Origin of the sequence: Pseudomonas sp. PSE1(2024) (assembly GCF_050990555.1) — a bacterium.
Classification (GTDB): Bacteria; Pseudomonadota; Gammaproteobacteria; order Pseudomonadales; family Pseudomonadaceae; genus Aquipseudomonas; species Aquipseudomonas aphyarum.
This window is the reverse complement of record NZ_CP158967.1, coordinates 1,793,519-1,814,109: the sequence shown is the minus strand read 5'-3', so window position 1 is coordinate 1,814,109 and position 20,591 is coordinate 1,793,519. Positions and strand designations below refer to the sequence as shown.

Sequence of the window (20,591 nt, the reverse complement as noted above, 5' to 3'; positions counted from 1 at the left end):
TGGTTATAGCCATGGCGCGGGTTGAAGCCCGCGCCTAAGCCCTCTGCGGGTACAGCGGTTACAGCAGCTGAATCACACGCCGCTCGAAAGCAGCATGTTACGGATGTGACCGATGGCCTTAGTCGGGTTCAGGCCTTTCGGACATACGTTGACGCAGTTCATGATGCCCCGGCAGCGGAAGACGCTGAACGGGTCATCGAGGGACGCCAGACGCTCGGACGTCTTGGTGTCACGGCTGTCTGCCAGGAAGCGGTACGCTTGCAGCAGGGCAGCTGGACCCAGGAACTTGTCCGGGTTCCACCAGAAGGACGGGCAAGAGGTCGAGCAGCAAGCGCACAGGATGCACTCGTACAGACCGTCGAGCTTTTCACGCTCTTCAGGGGACTGCAGACGCTCGATGGCCGGAGCCGGCGTGTCGTTCTGCAGGAATGGCTTAACCTTCTCGTATTGCTTGTAGAAGATGCTCATATCGACAACCAGGTCACGGATAACCGGCAAACCTGGCAGCGGACGAACGATCAGCTTGTTACCTTTTACGACAGCGGACAGCGGCGTGATGCACGCCAGGCCGTTCTTGCCGTTGATGTTCATGCCGTCGGAGCCGCAGACGCCTTCACGGCAGGAGCGACGATAGGAGAAACCCTCGTCCTGCTCTTTGATCAGGGCCAGCACGTCCAGCACCATCAGGTCTTTACCACCGGTATCGACCTGGAATTCCTGCATGAACGGCGCAGCGTCCTGATCAGGGTTGTAACGATAAACACTGACTTGCAACATGGCGGTCACCCTTAATAAGTCCGGACTTTAGGTTCGAAAGTCGGAACAGTCTTCGGCGAGAAGTTCACGGCACGCTTGGTGACGCGCTTGTCACCCGGGAAGTACAGGGTGTGGCACAGCCAGTTTTCGTCGTCACGGTCTTCGAAGTCTTCACGGGCGTGAGCGCCGCGGGACTCTTTACGTACTTCGGCAGCGATGGCGGTAGCTTCAGCCACTTCCAGCAGGTTTTGCAGTTCCAGCGCTTCGATACGTGCAGTGTTGAACGCCTGCGACTTGTCGTTGATCTTCACATTCGCGATGCGCTTGCGCAGATCAGCCAGCTGGGCAATACCCTTCTGCATGTATTCGCCGGTACGGAATACACCGAAGTAGTTCTGCATGCAGCTTTGCAGCTCGCGACGCAGGGTAGCGACGTCTTCGCCGTCGGTACGGTTGTTCAGGGCGTTCAGACGCGCCAGGGCAGCTTCGATGTCGGCTTCGGTAGCGTCGTCGTATTCGATGCCGTCGGTCAGCGCCTTTTCCAGGTGCAGGCCGGCAGCGCGGCCGAATACCACCAGGTCGAGCAGCGAGTTGCCGCCCAGACGGTTGGCACCGTGAACCGATACGCAAGCCACTTCACCTACTGCGAACAGACCAGGAATGATCTGATCCACGCCTTCGGCGTCCTGGGTGATCGCCTGGCCATGAATGTTGGTGGCAACGCCGCCCATCATGTAGTGGCAAGTCGGAACAACCGGAACCGGAGCAACCACCGGGTCAACGTGTGCGAAAGTCTTCGACAGTTCGCAGATGCCTGGCAGACGGCTGTGCAGCACTTCCTCGCCCAGGTGGTCGAGTTTGAGCATCACGTGGTCGCCATTCGGACCGCAACCGTTGCCGGCGATGATCTCTTTAACCATCGAACGGGCAACAACGTCACGACCGGCAAGGTCTTTGGCGTTCGGAGCATAACGCTCCATGAAACGCTCGCCGTGCTTGTTGATCAGGTAACCACCTTCACCACGGCAACCTTCGGTAACCAGTACACCGGCGCCGGCGATACCGGTCGGGTGGAACTGCCACATTTCGATGTCTTGTACCGGCACGCCAGCACGCAGAGCCATGCCGACGCCGTCACCGGTGTTGATCAGGGCGTTGGTGGTGGATGCGTAGATACGACCTGCACCGCCGGTAGCCAGTACGGTGGCTTTGGCGCGGATATAGGTGGTTTCGCCGGTTTCGATGCAGATTGCGATCACACCGACGAATTCGCCTTCCTGGTTTTTCACCAGGTCGACAGCGTAGTACTCGTTCAGGAACGTGGTACCGGCTTTCAGGTTGCCCTGATAAAGGGTGTGCAGCAGTGCGTGACCGGTACGGTCGGAAGCGGCGCAGGTACGGGCAGCCTGCCCGCCTTTACCGTAATCCTTCGACTGACCGCCGAACGGACGCTGGTAGATACGGCCTTGCTCGGTACGCGAGAACGGCAGACCCATGTGGTCCAGCTCGAAAACGGCAGCCGGGCCTTCCTGACACATGTATTCGATAGCGTCCTGGTCACCGATGTAGTCGGAACCCTTGACGGTATCGTACATGTGCCAGCGCCAGTCATCGTTCGGGTCGGCCGAAGCGATGGCGCAGGTGATGCCGCCCTGTGCGGACACAGTGTGCGAACGGGTCGGGAAAACCTTGGTGATCACGGCAGTCTTGTGACCGCCCTGTGCCAGTTGCAGCGCTGCGCGCATGCCCGCACCGCCACCACCAATAATGATGGCGTCGAAAGAAATCGTTGGAATGTTAGCCATGAATCAGATACCCCAGAGAATCTGCACACCCCAGACGAAGTAAGCGAACATCGCGACGCCGCATACTGCCTGGAAAAGGAAACGTACTGCAGTCGCGGACTTGCCCAGCGCCATTGGCGTCAGGTAGTCGGTCGCGATGGTCCACATGCCGACCCAGGCGTGAGCGCCCAGGGCAACCAGTGCCAGCAGACTGAAGATACGCATTCCGTTGTGGGCGAACAGACCGTGCCATTGGTCGTAGCCAATGCCCGGGTTCGCGACGAGGTAGCCGATCAGGAAGATGAAATAAGCCGCGAGAACGACCGCAGACACACGCTGTGCCATCCAGTCATAGAGGCCCGAACGCGAAAGGTTTGTAACGCTGGTTACCATATCCAAACTCCTGCCAGAACGATCAGCACCACGGAAACGGCGATGATCAGTTTCGAGCCCAGGCGGCCGCCTTCCAGCGTCTCACCGATGCCCATGTCCATGATCAAGTGGCGCACACCGGCAACCAGGTGATACAGAAGAGCGGACAGGAGGCCCCATGCTACGAACTTGGCCAGCGGACTGGTCAAGCATGCCTTCACCTCGACATAACCTTCCTCGGAACCCAGGGATTTGCCCAATGCATAAAGCATGATGCCAAGGCCCAGGAAGAGGATGATGCCGGAAACACGGTGAAGAAACGACGTAACGCCGGTGATGGGGAGTTTGATGGTCCTTAGGTCTAGGTTTACAGGTCGTTGGCTTTTCACGGCTTTTTTTTCACACTGAAGAGCCCCTAACAATCAGGGCAAAGTTGTTGGGGAGTGCACTGGTCAGGTAACCACCACCCAGGGATGCGACCCCCAATGAAAGCAAGCCCAAAAGCCCTTGGCGGTCGGTCGCCGAGTATAGACAGTTAGGCTACTAATGACAACGCAATCGCCTACCCCCAATAGCGGATTGCACAAGTCGTATAAAAGGCGTAAATGGCAGGCAATTTCGAGGAAAAAGTACGGTTAAAGCCTTCTGGAGCAAGACTTTAGGCAAATTGACATTCGAATTTATCTCACTATAGTGGTGCGGGCCCTGCGTGGGGGGTCTGTCTGATGATTTCAAGCATAAATAGGAGGCCACATGGCTGACAAAAAAGCGCAGTTGATCATCGAGGGCGCAGCCCCCGTCGAGCTGCCCATTTTAACCGGCACCGTTGGTCCCGATGTTATCGATGTTCGGGGCCTGACGGCCACGGGCCGCTTCACTTTCGACCCCGGTTTCATGTCGACCGCTTCCTGCGAATCGAAGATCACCTATATCGACGGCGACAACGGCATCCTGCTGCACCGCGGATACCCGATCGAACAGCTGGCTGAAAAGTCGGACTACCTGGAAACCTGCTACCTGCTGCTGAACGGCGAACTGCCGACTGCAGAGCAAAAGGCCCAGTTCGTCGGCACCGTGAAGAACCACACCATGGTTCACGAGCAGCTGAAAACCTTCTTCAACGGCTTCCGCCGTGACGCCCACCCGATGGCCGTCATGTGTGGTGTAGTCGGCGCCCTCTCGGCCTTCTACCACGACTCCCTCGACATCAATAACCCGCAGCATCGCGAAATCTCCGCGATCCGCCTGGTTGCCAAGATGCCGACCCTGGCCGCGATGGTTTACAAGTACTCCATGGGCCAACCCATGATGTACCCGCGCAACGACCTGTCGTACGCGGAAAACTTCCTGCACATGATGTTCAACACCCCGTGCGAGATCAAACCGATCAGCCCGGTACTCGCCAAGGCCATGGACCGGATCTTCATCCTCCACGCCGACCACGAGCAGAACGCTTCGACCTCCACCGTGCGTCTGGCGGGCTCTTCGGGTGCCAACCCGTTTGCCTGTATCGCCGCCGGCATCGCCGCACTGTGGGGCCCTGCCCACGGCGGTGCGAACGAAGCCGTGCTGACCATGCTCGATGAAATCGGCGATGTTTCGAACATCGACAAGTTCATCGCCAAGGCCAAGGACAAGAACGATCCGTTCAAGCTGATGGGCTTCGGTCACCGCGTCTACAAGAACCGCGACCCTCGCGCGACTGTAATGAAGCAGACCTGCGACGAAGTGTTGAAGGAACTGGGCATCCAGAACGATCCGCAACTCGAACTGGCCATGCGCCTGGAAGAGATCGCCCTGACCGATCCGTACTTCATCGAGCGCTCGCTGTACCCGAACGTCGACTTCTACTCGGGGATCATCCTCAAGGCGATCGGCATTCCGACCAGCATGTTCACTGTGATTTTCGCCCTGGCACGTACTGTCGGCTGGATTTCGCACTGGAAGGAAATGCTCTCCAGCCCGTACAAGATTGGCCGTCCGCGCCAGCTTTACACGGGTTATGAGTCGCGGGATATCACCAAATTGGAAGACCGCAAATAAGAGCTGTCTTGCGATAGCGTCTTAGCGTTGTACCGGGAACGGCCTCCATGAGAATGGGGGCCGTTTTTGTTTTTGCGGTTTTTTATTGGGGGCATATCCGTTGCTTCGGGAGCTGCCGCTGGCGGTTTCGCTCTTACAGCGAGTCACTTTTGACAAACGCCTCAAAAGTAACCAAAAAGTCTTGGCCCCGGCGTACGGCACTTCGCCTAGGCTCAGTGTTCCCTCTCTACGGTGTCCATCAGGGGGCATCGCCTACGGTTTGCTTCGCTGCACCTCCTCTCGATGTATGCGGCTTCGCCGCACGGCGCTGCGCGCCTACCCCCTGATGGACACCTCCGCTCGGCCTGCCGAAGGGGCTGGAGATCAAAAGCCAGAGCAAAAGCCAGATCAAGAGCCCCCCTAGCCCTCTCCCGAAGGGAGAGGGAACTGATCGAGTGGTTTGGGAGAGGTTCGCCGACGTGCGATACCGCGTCGAACTCAGACTTTGAATAGCACAAAAATCGGCTCCCTCTCCTCGGGGAGAGGGCTGGGGTGAGGGGTGAATCCACCACAAAACAAAAGCCAAACACCCGCCCTTCACCACTCACCACGATGAGCGTTAGCTCGAGTACCGCTTTTGATCGCAGGGCCCGTCGGCAGGCTGAGTGGAGGGATTGATCCGGGGGTGGGAGCGCAGCGACCGTGCGGCGCAGCCGCATGCATCGAGAGGAGGTGCAGCGAAGCAAACCGTAGGCGATGCCCCCGGATCGATCCCGGAGCGAAGGAACCCCGAGCCTCAGCGAGGGGCCGTACGTCAGGGTTAGAGACTTTTTGGTTACTTTTGGGGCGTTTGCCAAAAGTGACCCGCCGTAAGGGCGGAACCCCAAGAAGCCGTTACCGCAGCAACGGATATACACACAAACCAAAACCACCCCAAAGAAAGCCCGATAACCGCCCACAAAAAAAACGCCCCAATCTCTCGACCAGGGCATTTTCCATTCAACTCAACCTACAAAGCCTCAGTGCGAAACCGCCCCACTAGCCCCCAACCCAGTCTGCGAACGCACAAACTGCGGGAAGAACGCCGCACGCTCGTTCTCAGCCGCCGCCGACTTGTCGGTAACCGAGAAGAACCAGATCCCGATAAACGCAATGATCATCGAGAACAACGCAGGATACTCGTAAGGGAAAATCGCCTTCTCATGATGCAGAATCTGCACCCAGATGGTCGGGCCAAGAATCATCAGGCCCACCGCACTCACCAGACCCAGCCAGCCGCCAATCATGGCGCCACGGGTGGTCAGCTTCTTCCAGTACATCGAAAGCAGCAGCACCGGGAAGTTGCAGCTCGCCGCGATGGAGAACGCCAGGCCGACCATGAACGCAATGTTCTGGCTTTCGAACAGGATGCCCAGGCCGATGGCCAGAACGCCCAGTGCGATGGTGGTGATCTTCGAAACGCGGATTTCATCCTTCTCGTTGGCCTTGCCCTTCTTGATCACGCTGGCGTACAGGTCATGAGACACCGCCGAAGCACCGGCCAGGGTCAGGCCGGCCACTACTGCCAGAATGGTCGCGAACGCCACCGCCGAGATGAAGCCGAGGAACACGCTGCCGCCCACGGCGTTGGCCAGGTGCACCGCCGCCATGTTGTTGCCGCCGAGCAGAGCGCCCGCTGCATCTTTGAAGGCCGGGTTGGTGCTGACCAGCAGGATCGCGCCAAAGCCGATGATGAAGGTCAGGATGTAGAAGTAGCCAATGAAACCGGTCGCGTACAGCACGCTCTTACGGGCTTCTTTCGCGTCGCTGACAGTGAAGAAGCGCATCAGGATGTGCGGCAGGCCGGCGGTACCGAACATCAGCGCCAGACCGAGGGAGAACGCCGAGATCGGATCTTTTACCAGACCGCCCGGGCTCATGATCGCTTCGCCCTTGGCGTGAACCTTGATGGCTTCGGAGAACAGGGTGTTGAAGTCGAAGTTGACGTGCTTCATCACCATCAGTGCCATGAACGAGGCACCGGACAGCAACAGCACCGCCTTGATGATCTGCACCCAGGTGGTCGCCAGCATGCCGCCGAACAGCACGTACATGCACATCAGGATACCGACCAGAATCACCGCAACGTGGTAGTCGAGACCGAACAGCAGCTGGATCAACTTGCCGGCACCGACCATTTGCGCGATCAGGTAGAACGCCACCACCACCAGCGAACCGCAGGCAGACAGGGTGCGGATCTGGGTTTGCCCGAGGCGGTAGGACGCCACGTCGGCAAAGGTGTATTTACCCAGGTTACGCAGACGCTCGGCGATCAGAAACAGAATGATCGGCCAGCCCACCAGGAAGCCGATCGAGTAGATCAGGCCGTCGTAGCCGGAGGTGAACACCAGCGCGGAAATACCCAGGAAGGACGCCGCCGACATGTAGTCACCGGCGATCGCCAGACCGTTCTGGAAACCGGTGATCTTGCCGCCCGCTGCATAGTAGTCGGCGGCCGAGTTGTTGCGCTTGGACGCCCAGTAAGTGATGCACAGGGTCGCGCCAACGAACGCCACGAACATGACGATCGCGGAAACGTTGAGTGGTTGTTTGTGGACTTCGCCGGTCAGGGCGTCAGCGGCCCAGACGGCCGGAGCAAATGCTGCGATGCTCAAAAGAGCCAGTAGACGCCGGATCATTGCTGAGCCTCCTTGAGAATCGCGTTGTTCAGGTCGTCGAACTCGCCATTGGCGCGGCGCACGTAAATGCCGGTCAGGATGAAGGCCGAGATAATCAGCCCGACACCGATCGGGATGCCCCAGGTGATGGACGATTCGGGACTGATTTTCGTGCCGAGCACTTGCGGCCCGTACGCGATCAGAAGGATGAAGCCGGAGTAGAGCCCGAGCATGATCGCCGAGAGTATCCAGGCGAACCTTTCCCTTTTCTTGACCAGCTCCTTGAAGCGCGGGCTGTTCTGAATAGAGAGGTAAATGCTGTCGTTCATTGTTTTTATCCTCGCAGCACAGATTTTTATTTTTGGAACATATCCACTGTATGCGGCTGCGAGCCGGGTTCCAGACGACCTTAGTAGTAGAACGCCATGACGTTTTTGCCAATTTCCAGACAAGCCGAAAACGGCCAACGCTGCTTATTAATAGTGGGCAAACAAAAAAGGCCGCCCGACTGTGATGTCGGGCGGCCCTGGGAAGCGCAGATTAGACGCTTCGGCTTAAATCACTTGGTCCAGTCGGCAACACGCTCAGGGTGCTTGGCAACCCAATCCTTGGCCGCTGCGTCAGGTTTTGCACCGTCCTGAATCGCCAGCATGACTTCGCCGATTTCGTCTTTCGAAGCCCACTGGAAGTTCTTCAGGAACTTGGCCACTTCCGGCGCCTTGGTCGCCAGCTCCTTGCTGCCGATGCTGTTCACGGTTTCAGCCGCGCCGTACACGCCTTTCGGGTCGTCGAGGAAGCGCAGTTTCCACTTGGCGAACATCCAGTGCGGCACCCAGCCGGTGACGGCGATGGATTCGTTTTTCTTCTCGGCGCGGGTCAGCTCGGCAATCATGCCGGCGCCGGAACTGGCCTTGAGTTGATAGCCGGTCAGGTCGTAATCCTTGATCGCCTGATCGGTCTTGAGCATCACGCCTGAACCGGCGTCGATGCCGACAATGCGTTTCTTGAAGGAGTCGTCGGTTTTCAGGTCTTCGATGGTCTTGGCCTTGACGTACTCCGGCACGATCAGACCGATTTTCGCGTCTTTGAAGTTCGGGCCGTAATCGACGACCTGATCCTTGTTCTTGGTCCAGTAGTCGCCGTGGGTCACGGGCAGCCAGGCCGAGAGCATGGCGTCGAGTTTGCCGGTGGCAACGCCCTGCCACATGATGCCGGTGGCGACGGCTTGCAGTTTCACGTCGTAGCCGAGTTTCTGCTTGATCACTTCGGCCGCCACGTGGGTGGTCGCGACGCTGTCGGACCAGCCGTCAACGTAACCGATGTTCAGGGTCTTGGTTTCAGCACTGGCGAGTGTGGAGCCCATCGCAAGCACCAGAGCGGCACCTGCGCCTAAAAGTCGTCGCATCTTCATCGTTACTTCCCCGAAATGCTGCGCCCGACGGATGCCGGACATCGTCAACGTATTGTTATGGTGCACAGCGCCCCCATCACGCCTGACCGCAAACTCGTTAGTACATCAGCCGGATTATCAATAAGGGTACTGACGGTTTCGATCATCAACCTGACGCCCGATAAGACCTGCTCTGCCAGCGACCTCGAAGCAACGAGAAACGACATCAGAAAGCCATTAACTGCCTCCGGATATTTGGCGCCAGACAATCCGCCCGAACTTTGCATGTCAAAATCGTGCGGGCCACCAACCTGCTTATAAATGCAGGTAACATGCGTCGCTTTGCAGCCACTCGGCCTGACCATGTCCGCGACTTCCCGCTTCCCCTTTCTTCCTTATGTGTTCGCCTGCCTGCTCGGGCTGTTTGCCCTGTGCGGCTTCTGGTACGGCCTCGGCAAACCGGTGATCCTGCCGGACGTCGCCACCCCGACCCACAAACTGCAATGCGCCTCCTACACCCCGTTCGACAAAGACCAGTCGCCGTTCGACGTGCCGTTCAAACTGCGCCCGGAGCGCATGGACGCCGACCTCGCCCTGCTCGCCACCCGCTTCGAATGCATCCGCACCTACTCCATGACCGGCCTCGAAGCGCTGCCAGATCTGGCGCGCAAGCACGGCTTGAAGTTGATGATCGGCGCGTGGGTCAACAGCAATCCGGTGGACACCGAGAAAGAAGTCGATCTGCTGATCGCTTCGGCCAATGCCAACCCGGACGTGGTCAGCGCCGTAATCGTCGGCAACGAGGCCTTGCTGCGCAAAGAGGTCACCGCGACCCAGCTGGTGAAGCTGATCAACAAGGTCAAGAGCCACATCAAGCAGCCGGTGACCTACGCCGATGTCTGGGAGTTCTGGCTCAAGCACCCGGAAGTCGCGCCGGCGGTGGATTTCCTGACCATTCACTTGCTGCCGTACTGGGAAGACGATCCGTCGAACATCGACGCCGCGCTGCATCATGTGGCGGAAGTGCGTCAGGTGTTCGGCAACAAATTCGCGCCCAAGGACGTGATGATTGGCGAAACCGGCTGGCCGAGCGAAGGCCGCCAGCGTGAGACCGCGCTGCCGAGCCGGGTCAACGAGGCCAAGTTCATTCGTGGTTTTGTCACCCTCGCCGAGCAGGAAGGCTGGCGTTACAACCTGATCGAAGCGTTCGACCAGCCGTGGAAGCGCGGCAGCGAAGGCGCGGTCGGCGGTTACTGGGGGCTGTTCGATGCCGATCGCCAGGACAAGGGCGTGCTGGCCGGTCCGGTGTCGAACGTGCCGTACTGGTCGCAGTGGCTGGCCGTCGGCGGGCTGATTTTCCTCGGAACATTGCTGCTGGGCGGTTGGGTTCGTACGACGCGTTCGGCACTGATCCTGCCGCTGCTCGGCGCCCTCGCCGCCTGTTCGATCGGCGCCTGGGGTGATCTGGCACGGGTGACCACGCGGTTTGCCAGCGAATGGCTGTGGGTCGGGTTGCTGACGGCTCTGAATCTGTTGGTGCTGGCCCATGCCGCGCTGACCTTGAGCGCCCGCAATGGCTGGCGTGAACGGGCGTTCAACGCTTTCGAGCGACGGGCCGGCTGGCTGGTCGCGGCAGCGGGGTTCGCTGCTGCGGTGATGATGCTGGAGCTGGTGTTCGATCCGCGCTATCGCAGCTTTCCGAGCGTGGCGTTAATCCTGCCGGCGCTGGTTTACCTGTGCCGCCCGGTGCCCGTGGCCCGGCGGGAGATCGCGCTGCTGACCTTCATCATCGGCGCCGGCATTGCGCCGCAGTTGTTCCGTGAAGGACTGCAGAATCAGCAGGCGTGGGGCTGGGCGCTGGTCAGCGTGCTGATGGTGGCTGCACTTTGGCGCTGCCTGCGGGTTCGCAAGGGCTGATTCACAGGGAATGCCCGCGATGACTGACGATCAGGCCTCGCGGGATTCCCGGACCAGTCGCAACCCGGCAATCACCACCGCAAACACCGCCAGTGTCGTGTTGTACAATGCCAGCGCCGGCAACCCGAACACCAGCGCCAGCACCGCCAGCCACCACCCTGCCCGTCCCGGCACGACAAAACCGATCACCGCAGCCGCGATCGCCGCCCAGCCCAGCATCTGGAAATGAATCATCAGGCCCAGGTTCGAGCGCACCGAACATTCCCAACGGCTCGCCTCATCCACGCAGATGCCCACCCACTGCGCGTCCTCCATGAAGCCATAACGCGCGCCATAACTGGCGGCCAGCCACAACGGCAACAGAACGAGCAACAGAATCACGGGCAAGCGGCGGGACATGGAACACTCCAATCGATGAAATCGGCGGCCAGCTTAATCTGCCGCCGCGCATACGCAAGGGCTAACAACTCTTAACTGGTCATTCATTCCGTGCAAAGTGTATCGTCCGGCTACTATTACTCCGAATTCCGTCAGTTTGGTGCCGTGGCATGGCACTTTGGCGCAAACCCGGTGGTCATAGCCTGCGAACCTCATTCGGCACCTTCCTCTAAGGGATCTAGTCATGCTCCGTTCCTTGCGCTTCGCCGCCCTGTTTGGCGGCCTTATTCTGAGTGCGTCCGCGCTGGCGGTGGATATCGACGCCGCCAGCTATGGCTATCCCCTGACCAACCCGTTCGAGGCGACCATCGCCACCACGCCGCCGGACTTGCGCCCTGAACTGCCACTGGACGACGACATCGATCAGACCGATCGCAGCGTCACTCTGCGCCCCGAGCGCGAATTCATCCTGCCGGACAATTTCTGGCCGGTGAAAAAACTCACTTACCGCATCGCCACCCAGGACAAGGCCGCGCCGCTGATCTTCCTGATCGCCGGCACCGGCGCGCGCTACGACAGCACGCTCAACGAATACCTGAAGAAGCTTTATTACAAGGCCGGCTACCACGTGGTGCAGCTGTCATCGCCGACCAGCTTCGACTTCATGAGCGCCGCCTCGCGCTTCGCCACCCCCGGTGTGACCAAGGAAGACGCCGAAGACATGTACCGGGTGATGCAGGCCGTGCGGGCGCAGAACCCGAAACTGCCGGTCACCGACTATTACCTCAGCGGTTACAGCCTCGGCGCACTGGACGCAGCGTTCGTTGCCCATCTGGATGAAACCCGTCGCAGCTTCAACTTCAAGAAAGTCCTGCTGCTCAATCCGCCGGTCAACCTCTACACCTCGATCACCAACCTCGACAAGCTGGTGCAGACCGAGGTCAAGGGCATCAACAACAGCACCACCTTCTATGAACTGGTGCTGAGCAAACTGACCCGCTACTTCCAGCAAAAAGGCTACATCGACCTCAACGATGCACTGCTCTACGACTTCCAGCAGTCCAAGCAGCACCTGAGCAACGAGCAGATGGCGATGCTGATCGGCACTTCGTTCCGCTTCTCGGCGGCGGATATCGCGTTCACTTCGGACCTGATCAACCGCCGCGGCCTGATCACCCCGCCGAAATTCCCGATCACCGAAGGCACCAGCCTCACGCCGTTCCTCAAGCGTGCGCTGCAATGCGACTTCGATTGCTACCTCACCGAACAGGTAATCCCGATGTGGCGCGCCCGCACCGACGGCGGCAGCCTGCTGCAACTGATCGATCAGGTCAGCTTGTACGCATTGAAGGATTACCTGCACGACAGCCCGAAAATCGCCGTCATGCACAACGCCGACGACGTGATCCTCGGCCCGGGCGACCTCGGTTTCCTGCGCCGCACCTTCGGCGATCGCCTGACCGTTTATCCGCTGGGCGGCCATTGCGGCAACCTTAACTACCGCGTCAACAGCGACGCCATGCTGGAGTTCTTCCGTGGCTAAATATCTCCTGCTGATTGCAGCGCTCCTCAGTGCAGGTATGGCCCAGGCCGACAACAGCAAAGCCAATGCACCGGTGGTCATCGACAGCGACGGTTTCAAGGAGCCGCTGTCCAAACTCAAGTTCAACCCGGGGCTGGATCAGCGCGAATTCGAGCGCTCGACCCTCAGCGCGCTGAACGTCTATGACCCGCTGGAAGAGTGGAACCGCCGCGTCTACCACTTCAACTACCGCTTCGACCAATGGGTGTTCCTGCCGGTGGTCGATGGCTATCGCTACATCACCCCGAGCTTCGTGCGCACCGGCGTGAGCAACTTCTTCAACAACATTGGCGACGTACCGAACCTGGTCAACAGCCTGTTGCAGTTCAAGGGCAAGCGCTCGATGGAAACCACCGCGCGCCTGCTGCTCAACACCACCATCGGCATCGCCGGGCTCTGGGATCCGGCCACCGCCATGGGCCTGCCGCGTCAGAACGAAGACTTCGGCCAGACCCTGGGCTTCTACGGCGTACCGGGCGGCGCTTACTTCGTGCTGCCGATTCTCGGCCCCTCGAACCTGCGCGATACCGCAGGTCTGGCTGTGGACTATACCGCCGAGTCCGCGATCAACTTCCTCAATGTCTCGGAAGTCAGCTCCAACCACCCGGAAGTCTGGGTACTGCGTGGCGTCGACAAGCGTTACCAGACCAGCTTCCGCTACGGTCAGCTGAACTCACCGTTCGAGTACGAGAAGGTGCGCTACGTCTACACCGAGTCGCGCAAGTTGCAGATCGCCGAGTAAAAACGCCGGCCACAAAAAAGGCCATTCGATGCGAATCGAATGGCCTTTTTGTTTGCCTCAGGATTTAGCCTTTCAGGGCTTTCCAGACTTTGCCGATCACGGACACGCCCGCCAGCACCACCGCACCCGCGATGATCCCCGCCACGCCGTTCAACAGCATCGGCACCACAAACCCGGCGCCACCGGCCGCTGCGCCGACGCTTTCGATCCAGTGATGCACCACCGGTACGCCGTGGGTCAGGATGCCGCCACCGACCAGGAACATCGCTGCGGTGCCGATTACCGACAGGCTTTTCATCATGTACGGCGCCGCACGCAGGATGCCGTTGCCGATACTTTTGGCCATCTGCCCAGGCTTCTGGGTCAGCCACAGACCGAGATCATCGAGTTTGACGATGCCGGCCACCAGACCGTAAACACCCACGGTCATGACAATGGCGATGCCCGACATCACGATCACTTGCTGGGTCAGCGAAGCATCGGCCACGGTGCCGAGGGTGATGGCGATGATTTCCGCCGAGAGGATGAAGTCGGTGCGGATCGCGCCCTTGATCTTGTCCTTCTCGTACGCCACCAGATCGGTTGCCGGATCAGCCACGGCCTCGACCAGTTGCGCATGCTCGACCTCGTCTTCGGCCTTGCTGTGCAGAAACTTGTGCGCGAGTTTTTCGAAACCTTCGAAACACAGGTAGGCGCCACCGACCATCAACAGCGGCGTCACCAGCCACGGCACGAAGGCACTGATCGCCAGCGCCGACGGCACCAGGATCAGTTTGTTGACGAACGAGCCCTTGGCCACCGCCCAGACCACCGGGATTTCCCGCTCCGCGCGTACGCCGGAGACTTGCTGGGCGTTGAGCGCCAAGTCGTCGCCGAGCACGCCGGCGGTCTTCTTGGCAGCCATTTTGGTCATCAACGCAACGTCGTCCAGAACGGTAGCGATGTCGTCGATCAGCACCAGCAAACTGCTTCCTGCCATGAATCATGTTTCCTTATGTGAATAATGCCGCGCAGCATACCGCGACTGTGGGCCACACGGGGCATTGTTGAGCGCCGCGCGAGGCCGGTGCTACCATGCGCAACCGCCAGAACAGGCAAGGAACCACCGGGTTTATGAGCACAATCCGCGAGCGCAACAAAGAACTGATCCTGCGTGCAGCCAGTGAAGAGTTTGCCGACAAGGGCTTCGCTGCGACCAAAACCAGCGACATCGCCGCCAAGGCAGGACTGCCCAAGCCCAACGTCTATTACTACTTCAAGTCCAAGGAAAACCTCTACCGCGAGGTGCTGGAAAGTATCATCGTGCCGATCCTGCAGGCCTCGACCCCGTTCAACCCGGACGGCGTACCGAGCGAAGTGCTGAGCGGCTACATCCGCTCGAAGATCCGCATCTCCCGCGACCTGCCCTTCGCCTCCAAGGTGTTCGCCAGCGAAATCATGCACGGCGCCCCGCACCTGAGCGCCGACCTGGTCGAGCAGCTCAACGGCCAGGCCAAGCACAACATCGACTGCATCCAGACCTGGATCGACCGCGGCCAGATCGCCCCGATCGACCCCAACCACCTGATGTTCAGCATCTGGGCCGCAACCCAGACCTACGCCGACTTCGACTGGCAGATCTCCGCCGTCACAGGCAAGGACAAGCTCGACGAAGCCGACTATGAAGCGGCAGCACAAACCATCATCCGGTTGGTGCTCAAGGGCTGCGAGCCGGACTGAAGACTCCGGCGACCTCATCGCTAGCAGGCTAGCTCCCACTCTCCTGTATCCGCAAACTCTCCTGTGGGAGCTAGCCTGCTAGCGATGAAGGCGACTCGATTTTGGCTTGAGCCCAAATGGCATCCCACAACGGATAGTCAGACAGCTTTTCCACCAGTCCAGCCCGCAATGGGTTAGCCACGACATACCGTGCCATTTTCACCAAGTCATCTTCTCGGCGCAGAGCCTGGTCATAAAACCCCTTTTGCCAAAGATTGATTTTTCCGCCATTGGACTGGTTCACGGCTTTGGTACTGAATGATTTAGTTCGTTGCATCAATTCACCGAGCGATCCCCTCTTCAGTTCAACGAGCCAGTGAAAGTGATCGGGCATAACCACCCAAGCCAGAGAGTTCACATGACCCTGTTTCTGCGCGCAGACAAACTGATTGGCCACTAACCTGCCCAAAGCAAAATCTCTGAAAAACGGTTTTCTCTGGCAAGTATTGGAAGTGAGCAAATAAATGCGATCAGGTTCGGCATAGCGGCCGATCCTTAGGCGGTGTGAAGCGGGTGAATTGGACATTGATGAGCCTCCTCCATGATTGCAGTCATGAAAAAAGCTAGCCCTGAAAAGGCTGGGGTGCGGTTCAGATCCTTATCAGGTTGTGTCTGCCAGGCAGCCATCGCGAGCAGGCTCGCTCCCACAGGGGCTTTAAGGTGGCCACAGAAATGTGTCTACCTGTGACCACCTGTAGCAGTAAGCCTGCTCGCGATGGCGTCAGTTCAATTGCCGCAAATCACGCAGCCACCCCCGCATCCGCCCGCAGGTCCAGGGCCTCTACGGCCTTGATTGCCACCTGCTCATCGATGTCCGACAGATCGCCGCTGATGCCAATCGCACCCAGCACGTTCCCCGCCTGATCACGAATCAACACACCACCCGGTGCCGGCACGACGCTGCCCTGCCCCATGCTGTTAAGTGCGGCGATGAACGCCGGGCGTTGTTGCGCGTCCAGCGCCAGCAGGCGTGAGCCCTTGCCCAGGGCGATGGCGCCCCAGGCTTTGCCGATGGCGATGTTCGGGCGCAGCAGGCTGGCGCCGTCTTCGCGTTGCAAGGTGACCAGATGGCCCCCGGTATCCAGTACCGCGATGGTCAGCGGCGCGGCGGAGATGGCCCGCCCTGCATTGATGGCTTCGTTGACCAGCTTGACTGCGACTTTCAAGGTTAAAGCGCTCATGGTGCCGTCCTCATTTTGTTATTGGGAAAGTCGTTGGGCTGCGCGTTTGTGCCGCAGCCCGATGCAACAAATAGAACACAATGAATTATTTTTTTGTATACAATAATTCTCGAAAAGCGCCTCATGCGACGAAAAGCCACAGCAGAACAGGCTTCCGACGAATGAAACAGGCGCTTGAGAAAATGGATTGACCTGCGCCGTCCGCCGTGAATACACTCTGCGCAAAGCCACTTGTATACAATTACAAAACGTAAAGAGGCACAAAACCATGAGCAAAATGAGAGCAATCGAAGCCGCCGTTCTGGTGATGCGCCGTGAAGGGGTTGATACCGCTTTTGGCATTCCAGGCGCTGCAATCAACCCGCTGTACTCCGCCCTGCAGAAAGTCGGTGGCATCGATCACGTCCTCGCTCGCCACGTTGAAGGCGCCTCGCACATGGCCGAGGGCTACACCCGCACCAAGGCCGGCAACATCGGCGTGTGCATCGGTACTTCCGGCCCGGCCGGTACCGACATGGTCACCGGTCTGTACAGCGCCTCCGCGGACTCGATCCCGATCCTCTGCATCACCGGGCAAGCACCCCGCGCCCGTATGCACAAGGAAGACTTCCAGGCCGTCGACATCACCAGCATCGTCAAGCCGGTGACCAAGTGGGCGACCACCGTTCTGGAGCCGGGCCAGGTGCCTTACGCCTTCCAGAAAGCCTTCTACGAAATGCGCTCCGGCCGTCCAGGCCCGGTGCTGATCGACCTGCCGTTCGACGTGCAGATGGCTGAAATCGAATTCGACATCGACGCTTACCAGCCACTGCCGCTGGCCAAGCCGAGCGCCACCCGCGTGCAAGTTGAAAAAGCGCTGGCCCTGCTCGATCAGGCCGAGCGTCCATTGCTGGTGGCCGGTGGCGGCATCATCAACGCCGACGCCAGCGAGCTGCTGGTCGAGTTCGCCGAGCTGACCGGCATTCCAGTGATCCCGACCCTGATGGGCTGGGGCACCATTCCTGACGATCACCCGCTGATGGTCGGCATGGTCGGTCTGCAGACTTCGCACCGTTACGGCAACGCCACGATGCTGAAATCCGACGTGGTACTGGGCGTCGGCAACCGTTGGGCCAACCGTCACACCGGCTCGGTCGACGTTTACACCGAAGGCCGCAAATTCATTCACGTCGACATCGAACCGACCCAGATCGGCCGCGTGTTCACCCCGGACCTGGGCATCGTTTCCGACGCCGCAGCCGCGCTGACCGTGTTCATCGAAGTCGCCCGTGAATGGCAAGCCGCCGGCAAGCTGAAAAACCGCTCTGCCTGGCTGCAAGACTGCCAGCAGCGCAAAGCCAGCCTGCATCGCAAGACCCACTTCGACAACGTGCCGGTCAAGCCGCAGCGCGTTTACGAAGAAATGAACCAGGTGTTCGGCAAGGACACCTGCTACGTCAGCACCATTGGTCTGTCGCAGATTGCCGGCGCGCAGTTCCTGCACGTCTACAAGCCGCGTCACTGGATCAACTGCGGCCAGGCCGGCCCGTTGGGCTGGACCATTCCGGCAGCGCTGGGCGTGGTGAAGGCCGATCCGAACCGTAAAGTCGTGGCCCTGTCGGGGGACTATGACTTCCAGTTCATGATCGAAGAGCTGGCGGTCGGCGCTCAGTTCAAACTGCCGTACATCCACGTCGTGGTGAACAACTCGTACCTGGGGCTGATCCGTCAGGCCCAGCGCGGGTTCGATATGGACTACTGCGTGCAGCTGTCCTTCGATAACCTGAACGCGCCGGAACTCAACGGTTATGGTGTCGACCACGTCGCAGTCGCCGAAGGCCTGGGCTGCAAGGCACTGCGTGTGTTCGAACCGGCTGACATCGCCCCTGCCCTGCGCAAGGCCGAACAGCTGATCGAAGAGTTCAAGGTGCCGGTGATCGTCGAGATCATTCTGGAGCGTGTGACCAACATCTCCATGGGGACCGAGATCAACGCCGTCAACGAATTCGAAGACCTGGCGCTGGTCGGCAACGATGCGCCTACGGCGATTTCGTTGCTCGATTGATTGCTTTTGCTTGATCGTTCCCACGCTCTGCGTGGGAATGCAGCCGGGGACGCTCCGCGTCCCAAAGCGGACGCAGAGCGTCCATAGAGGCATTCCCACGCAGAGCGTGGGAACGAGAATCTAGAACGGGAGACCACCATGCCGCGTTTCGCAGCCAACCTGTCCATGCTGTTCACCGAACAGGATTTCCTTGCCCGTTTCGACGCCGCCGCCAAGGCTGGCTTCAGCGGTGTCGAGTACCTGTTCCCGTACGATTTCAGCTCTGCCGAAATCAAGGCCAAACTCGACGCCAACGGTCTGACCCAAGTGCTGTTCAACCTGCCGGCCGGTGACTGGGCCAAGGGCGAGCGCGGTATCGCGTGCCTGCCGGACCGGGTCGAAGAGTTCCGTGCCGGGGTCGATCTGGCCATCGCTTACGCGCAGGTTCTGGGCAACACCCAGGTCAACTGCCTGGCCGGTATCCGTCCGCAGGGCGTGGACGATGCCACCGTTGAAAAGACCTTCGTCGCCAACCTCAAGTACGCCGCCGACAAGTTGCAAGCCGTCGGTATCAAACTGGTGATGGAAGCGATCAACACCCGCGACATCCCGGGCTTCTACCTGAACAACACGGCGCAGGCCCTGTCGATTCGCGAGCAGGTCGGCAGCGCCAATCTGTTCCTGCAATACGACATCTATCACATGCAAATCATGGAAGGCGATCTGGCCCGTACCCTGCAATCGCACCTGGCCGAGATCAACCATGTGCAGCTGGCCGACAACCCGGGCCGCAACGAGCCGGGCACTGGCGAGATCAACTACCGCTTCCTGTTCGAACACCTTGATCGCATCGGTTATCAGGGCTGGGTCGGCTGCGAGTACAAACCGCTGACCACCACTGAAGCAGGCCTCGGCTGGCTGAAGACCCACAACGCGATTTAAGAACAATGCAAAACCCTGTGGGAGCGAGCCTGCTCCCGAATGCGGTGGTTCAGTCAACACGGATATTGAGTGTTCCACCGCATTCGTGAGCAAGCTCACTCCCACAAAGAGCTGACCCTTATTTGCTTGAGCAAGACAAAAACAAGAGGATTTTCTCATGGCTAAAATCGGATTCATCGGCACCGGCATCATGGGCCACCCAATGGCGGCGAACCTGCAGAAAGCCGGTCACAGCCTGTTCCTGTCGGCGCACCACGACGCTGCCCCTGCCGACCTGGTCGCCGCTGGCGCCGTCGCTCTGGCCAACCCACGCGAAGTGGCCCAGGAAGCCGAATTCATCATCGTCATGGTGCCGGATACCCCGCAGGTCGATGACGTGCTGTTCCGCGCCGACGGCGTCGCTGCCGGCATCGGCAAAGGCAAGGTCGTGATCGACATGAGCTCGATCTCGCCGACCGCCACCAAGGCCTTCGCCGCGAAGATCAACGAGAAAGGCGCGCAATACCTCGACGCCCCGGTGTCCGGCGGTGAAGTCGGTGCCAAGGCCGCGACCCTGAGCATCATGGTCGGTGGCGACGCCGATGCCTTCGAACGCGCACTGCCGCTGTTCCAGGCCATGGGCAAGAACATCACCCTGGTCGGTGGCAATGGCGACGGTCAGACCGCCAAGGTGGCGAACCAGATCATCGTTGCGTTGAACATCCAGGCCGTGGCCGAAGCCCTGCTGTTCGCTTCGAAAAACGGTGCCGATCCGGCCAAGGTGCGTGAAGCGCTGATGGGCGGTTTCGCCTCCTCGAAGATCCTCGAAGTGCACGGCGAGCGCATGATCAAAGGCACCTTCGATCCGGGCTTCCGCATCAGCCTGCACCAGAAGGACCTGAACCTGGCCCTGCAAGGCGCCAAGGAGCTGAACATCAACCTGCCGAACACCGCCAATGCCCAGCAAGTGTTCAGCACCTGCGCGGCCATCGGTGGCAGCAACTGGGACCACTCGGCACTGATCAAGGGCCTGGAACACATGGCCAACTTCTCGATTCGCGACAAGAAGTAAGCCCTGCCCCAACCTGCATCAAACCTGTGGGAGCCA

General features: G+C 59.6%; 19 protein-coding genes. 8 read left to right on the top strand and 11 right to left on the bottom strand.

Features of this window, described 5'->3' with window-relative positions; translation table 11 throughout:
- Positions 1 to 72: 72 nt before the first annotated feature.
- The 4 genes from ABTV87_RS08215 to sdhC are packed head-to-tail and all read right to left on the bottom strand — an operon-like array spanning position 73 to position 3,301.
- Positions 73 to 777 (bottom strand): succinate dehydrogenase iron-sulfur subunit, encoded by a 705-nt coding sequence (locus ABTV87_RS08215; RefSeq protein WP_007959035.1) that lies wholly within the window; start codon positions 775 to 777, stop codon positions 73 to 75.
- Positions 778 to 788: 11 nt separating this feature from the next.
- Positions 789 to 2,561, bottom strand: coding sequence for a succinate dehydrogenase flavoprotein subunit (gene sdhA / locus ABTV87_RS08210; protein WP_007959037.1), 1,773 nt, complete (start codon positions 2,559 to 2,561; stop codon positions 789 to 791).
- 3 nt (positions 2,562 to 2,564) lie between these two features.
- A complete protein-coding gene (sdhD, locus tag ABTV87_RS08205) occupies positions 2,565 to 2,933 on the bottom strand; it encodes a succinate dehydrogenase, hydrophobic membrane anchor protein (RefSeq protein WP_007959040.1) in 369 nt (122 codons plus the stop codon).
- Positions 2,927 to 3,301 carry a succinate dehydrogenase, cytochrome b556 subunit gene (gene sdhC, locus ABTV87_RS08200; protein ID WP_011333113.1) on the bottom strand — a complete coding sequence of 125 codons (375 nt, stop codon included), beginning with the start codon at positions 3,299 to 3,301 and terminating at the stop codon, positions 2,927 to 2,929. The genes sdhD and sdhC overlap by 7 nt, the downstream gene beginning before the upstream one ends.
- 364 nt (positions 3,302 to 3,665) lie before the next feature.
- On the opposite strand from sdhC, the gene gltA reads away from it, so the two are divergent.
- Positions 3,666 to 4,955 carry a citrate synthase gene (gene gltA / locus ABTV87_RS08195; RefSeq protein WP_007959044.1) on the top strand — a complete coding sequence of 430 codons (1,290 nt, stop codon included), beginning with the start codon at positions 3,666 to 3,668 and terminating at the stop codon, positions 4,953 to 4,955.
- 998 nt (positions 4,956 to 5,953) lie between these two features.
- Here the strand turns inward: gltA and ABTV87_RS08190 are convergent.
- The 3 genes from ABTV87_RS08190 to ABTV87_RS08180 form a co-directional block, all read right to left on the bottom strand.
- Positions 5,954 to 7,612 (bottom strand): cation acetate symporter, encoded by a 1,659-nt coding sequence (locus tag ABTV87_RS08190; RefSeq protein WP_064594474.1) that lies wholly within the window; start codon positions 7,610 to 7,612, stop codon positions 5,954 to 5,956.
- The gene (locus ABTV87_RS08185; RefSeq protein WP_007959307.1) at positions 7,609 to 7,920 is read right to left on the bottom strand and encodes a DUF485 domain-containing protein; all 312 of its coding nucleotides are present in this window, start codon (positions 7,918 to 7,920) and stop codon (positions 7,609 to 7,611) included. The genes ABTV87_RS08190 and ABTV87_RS08185 overlap by 4 nt, the downstream gene beginning before the upstream one ends.
- A gap of 230 nt (positions 7,921 to 8,150) precedes the next feature.
- Positions 8,151 to 9,002 carry a glycine betaine ABC transporter substrate-binding protein gene (locus tag ABTV87_RS08180; protein WP_085605856.1) on the bottom strand — a complete coding sequence of 284 codons (852 nt, stop codon included), beginning with the start codon at positions 9,000 to 9,002 and terminating at the stop codon, positions 8,151 to 8,153.
- A gap of 300 nt (positions 9,003 to 9,302) precedes the next feature.
- Here ABTV87_RS08180 and ABTV87_RS08175 point away from each other — a divergent pair, with 300 nt between their 5' ends.
- Positions 9,303 to 10,898 (top strand): beta (1-6) glucans synthase, encoded by a 1,596-nt coding sequence (locus tag ABTV87_RS08175; RefSeq protein ID WP_433899232.1) that lies wholly within the window; start codon positions 9,303 to 9,305, stop codon positions 10,896 to 10,898.
- Between the two features lie 30 nt (positions 10,899 to 10,928).
- On the opposite strand, the gene ABTV87_RS08170 is transcribed toward ABTV87_RS08175, so the two are convergent.
- Entirely contained in the window at positions 10,929 to 11,297 is a 369-nt protein-coding gene (locus ABTV87_RS08170) for a hypothetical protein (protein ID WP_085605850.1), read from the bottom strand.
- A gap of 223 nt (positions 11,298 to 11,520) precedes the next feature.
- Here ABTV87_RS08170 and ABTV87_RS08165 point away from each other — a divergent pair, with 223 nt between their 5' ends.
- Positions 11,521 to 12,819 carry a serine protein kinase PrkA gene (locus tag ABTV87_RS08165; protein WP_007959293.1) on the top strand — a complete coding sequence of 433 codons (1,299 nt, stop codon included), beginning with the start codon at positions 11,521 to 11,523 and terminating at the stop codon, positions 12,817 to 12,819.
- Positions 12,812 to 13,600: an MlaA family lipoprotein gene (locus ABTV87_RS08160; RefSeq protein ID WP_011333106.1), complete on the top strand. Its 789-nt coding sequence runs from the start codon at positions 12,812 to 12,814 to the stop codon at positions 13,598 to 13,600. Before ABTV87_RS08165 ends, ABTV87_RS08160 begins: the two co-directional genes overlap by 8 nt.
- 64 nt (positions 13,601 to 13,664) lie before the next feature.
- Here the strand turns inward: ABTV87_RS08160 and ABTV87_RS08155 are convergent, their stop codons facing one another.
- Positions 13,665 to 14,579, bottom strand: a complete 915-nt coding sequence (locus ABTV87_RS08155; RefSeq protein WP_085605845.1) for a DUF808 domain-containing protein — start codon at positions 14,577 to 14,579, stop codon at positions 13,665 to 13,667.
- A gap of 134 nt (positions 14,580 to 14,713) precedes the next feature.
- Between ABTV87_RS08155 and ABTV87_RS08150 the strand changes: the two genes are divergently transcribed.
- Positions 14,714 to 15,319 carry a TetR/AcrR family transcriptional regulator gene (locus ABTV87_RS08150; protein ID WP_007959290.1) on the top strand — a complete coding sequence of 202 codons (606 nt, stop codon included), beginning with the start codon at positions 14,714 to 14,716 and terminating at the stop codon, positions 15,317 to 15,319.
- Positions 15,320 to 15,389: 70 nt separating this feature from the next.
- Here the strand turns inward: ABTV87_RS08150 and ABTV87_RS08145 are convergent, their stop codons facing one another.
- Positions 15,390 to 15,884 carry an REP-associated tyrosine transposase gene (locus ABTV87_RS08145; RefSeq protein WP_085605843.1) on the bottom strand — a complete coding sequence of 165 codons (495 nt, stop codon included), beginning with the start codon at positions 15,882 to 15,884 and terminating at the stop codon, positions 15,390 to 15,392.
- A 214-nt stretch (positions 15,885 to 16,098) separates the two neighbouring features.
- Complete coding sequence (locus ABTV87_RS08140; RefSeq protein ID WP_011333104.1) at positions 16,099 to 16,539, bottom strand: GlcG/HbpS family heme-binding protein; 441 nt, start codon at positions 16,537 to 16,539, stop codon at positions 16,099 to 16,101.
- A 268-nt stretch (positions 16,540 to 16,807) separates the two neighbouring features.
- Between ABTV87_RS08140 and gcl the strand changes: the two genes are divergently transcribed.
- The 3 genes from gcl (at position 16,808) to ABTV87_RS08125 (ending at position 20,555) form a co-directional block, all read left to right on the top strand.
- The gene (gcl, locus tag ABTV87_RS08135; protein ID WP_433899231.1) at positions 16,808 to 18,583 is read left to right on the top strand and encodes a glyoxylate carboligase; all 1,776 of its coding nucleotides are present in this window, start codon (positions 16,808 to 16,810) and stop codon (positions 18,581 to 18,583) included.
- A gap of 138 nt (positions 18,584 to 18,721) precedes the next feature.
- Complete coding sequence (hyi, locus tag ABTV87_RS08130) at positions 18,722 to 19,504, top strand: hydroxypyruvate isomerase (RefSeq protein WP_007959286.1); 783 nt, start codon at positions 18,722 to 18,724, stop codon at positions 19,502 to 19,504.
- A 157-nt stretch (positions 19,505 to 19,661) separates the two neighbouring features.
- Positions 19,662 to 20,555: a 2-hydroxy-3-oxopropionate reductase gene (locus tag ABTV87_RS08125; RefSeq protein ID WP_064594449.1), complete on the top strand. Its 894-nt coding sequence runs from the start codon at positions 19,662 to 19,664 to the stop codon at positions 20,553 to 20,555.
- The last annotated feature ends 36 nt before the right edge of the window (positions 20,556 to 20,591 follow it).